The sequence below is a fragment of the Stenotrophomonas sp. STM01 genome (assembly GCF_014852135.1).
Lineage (GTDB): Bacteria > Pseudomonadota > Gammaproteobacteria > Xanthomonadales > Xanthomonadaceae > Stenotrophomonas > Stenotrophomonas capsici.
In genome coordinates this window covers 1-2,500 of sequence record NZ_JACVBA010000008.1, presented here as the reverse complement: position 1 = coordinate 2,500, position 2,500 = coordinate 1, and the positions used below count along the sequence as shown (strand labels likewise).

Genomic DNA, 2,500 nt, shown 5'->3' with positions numbered 1-2,500 from the left:
TGCTAACGTCCGTCGTGAAAAGGGAAACAACCCAGACCCACAGCTAAGGTCCCAAATTTTGTGCTAAGTGGAAAACCATGTGGAAAGGCACAGACAGCCAGGAGGTTGGCTTAGAAGCAGCCACCCTTTAAAGAAAGCGTAATAGCTCACTGGTCGAGTCGGTCTGCGGGGAAGATTTAACGGGGCTAAGCACAGAACCGAAGCTTGGGGTGCATAACTTTGTTATGCGCGGTAGAGGAGCGTTCCGTAAGCCTGTGAAGGTGAGTTGAGAAGCTTGCTGGAGGTATCGGAAGTGCGAATGCTGACATGAGTAACGATAATGCGGGTGAAAAACCCGCACGCCGAAAGCCCAAGGTTTCCTTGCGCAACGTTAATCGGCGCAGGGTGAGTCGGCCCCTAAGGCGAGGCAGAAATGCGTAGTCGATGGGAAGCAGGTTAATATTCCTGCACCTCGCGTAAGTGCGATGGAGGGACGGAGAAGGTTAGGTGTACCGGGCGTTGGTTGTCCCGGGGAAAGGCGGTAGGTTTGGATCTTTGGCAAATCCGGGATCCTTTAAGACCGAGCACCGAGACGAGTCTTTTAGACGAAGTCACTGATACCACGCTTCCAGGAAAAGCTCCTAAGCTTCAGCTTACGCAGACCGTACCGTAAACCGACACAGGTGGGTAGGATGAGAATTCTCAGGCGCTTGAGAGAACTCGGGTGAAGGAACTAGGCAACATGGCACCGTAACTTCGGGAGAAGGTGCACCCTTTTTGGTGGCTCATGCGAGCTATAGCTGAAGAGGGTCGCAGTAACCAGGCCGCTGCGACTGTTTATCAAAAACACAGCACTCTGCAAACACGAAAGTGGACGTATAGGGTGTGACGCCTGCCCGGTGCTGGAAGGTTAATTGATGGGGTCAGCCGCAAGGCGAAGCTCTTGATCGAAGCCCCAGTAAACGGCGGCCGTAACTATAACGGTCCTAAGGTAGCGAAATTCCTTGTCGGGTAAGTTCCGACCTGCACGAATGGCGTAACGACAGCGGCGCTGTCTCCACCCGAGACTCAGTGAAATTGAAATCGCTGTGAAGATGCAGCGTTCCCGTGGCAAGACGGAAAGACCCCGTGAACCTTTACTATAGCTTTACACTGAACGTTGAGTTCGTCTGTGTAGGATAGGTGGGAGGCTATGAAACTGTGGCGCTAGCTGCAGTGGAGCCATCCTTGAAATACCACCCTGTCGTGCTTGACGTTCTAACCTAGGTCCATTATCTGGATCGGGGACCGTGTATGGTGGGTAGTTTGACTGGGGCGGTCTCCTCCTAAAGAGTAACGGAGGAGCTCGAAGGTACGCTCAGCGCGGTCGGACATCGCGCACTGTGTGCAAAGGCATAAGCGTGCTTGACTGCAAGATCGACGGATCAAGCAGGTAGGAAACTAGGACTTAGTGATCCGGTGGTTCTGTATGGAAGGGCCATCGCTCAACGGATAAAAGGTACTCCGGGGATAACAGGCTGATACCGCCCAAGAGTTCATATCGACGGCGGTGTTTGGCACCTCGATGTCGGCTCATCACATCCTGGGGCTGTAGTCGGTCCCAAGGGTATGGCTGTTCGCCATTTAAAGTGGTACGCGAGCTGGGTTCAGAACGTCGTGAGACAGTTCGGTCCCTATCTGCCATGGGCGTTGGAAGTTTGAGAGGGGCTGCTCCTAGTACGAGAGGACCGGAGTGGACGAACCTCTGGTGTTCCGGTTGTCACGCCAGTGGCATTGCCGGGTAGCTATGTTCGGAAGCGATAACCGCTGAAAGCATCTAAGCGGGAAGCGCGCCTCAAGATGAGACTTCCCGGGGCACAAGCCCCCTAAAGGAACCATGTAGACTACGTGGTTGATAGGTCAGGTGTGTAAGTGCAGCAATGCATTGAGCTAACTGATACTAATGATCCGTGCGGCTTGACCATATAACCTCAAGTTGCCTTGGCCGACATGACATGTCGATAGATCCAAGTGCACGCTACGTCACAAGACCTCTGCGAGACTGGCGCCTCATCCGTTTCTTTGGATGGCGACGTCCCAACCGTCTCCTTGGTGAAATTAGCGCTGTGGAACCACCCGATCCCATCCCGAACTCGGAAGTGAAACGCAGCTGCGCCGATGGTAGTGCAGCTCAAGCTGTGCGAGAGTAGGTCATCGCCAAGGTTTTAATCCCAAACCCCTGCAGCTTACGCTGCAGGGGTTTGTTCTTTATATGTAAGCAGGTCCATTTGCTTGCCTTCCCCAAAGGGAAACGTCTTCGAGCCGGCGCAACGCGCTGCTCCTGCCGCTTTCCTGGTGAAATCAGCGCTGTGGCACCACCCGATCCCATCCCGAACTCGGAAGTGAAACGCAGCTGCGCCGATGGTAGTGCGGCTCAAGCCGTGCGAGAGTAGGTCATCGCCAGGTTTTAAACCCCAAAGCCCGCTGCCGCCGCAGCGGGCTTTTTCTTTGCCCGGAACATCGCCGGTGGGCGCGCGCCCGG

Annotated in this window: 3 rRNA genes (1 of these 3 cut by a window edge); all 3 read left to right on the top strand. The window is 54.6% G+C overall.

From position 1 onward, the window contains the following. Nucleotides 1–1,943: ribosomal RNA gene (locus IB227_RS18320) — 23S ribosomal RNA — on the top strand; it begins 935 nt to the left of the window's first position. A 123-nt stretch (nt 1,944–2,066) separates the two neighbouring features. Next, nucleotides 2,067–2,181: ribosomal RNA gene (rrf, locus tag IB227_RS18315) — 5S ribosomal RNA — on the top strand. Nucleotides 2,182–2,309: 128 nt separating this feature from the next. Then, nucleotides 2,310–2,424, top strand: a 5S ribosomal RNA gene (gene rrf / locus IB227_RS18310). The last annotated feature ends 76 nt before the right edge of the window (nt 2,425–2,500 follow it).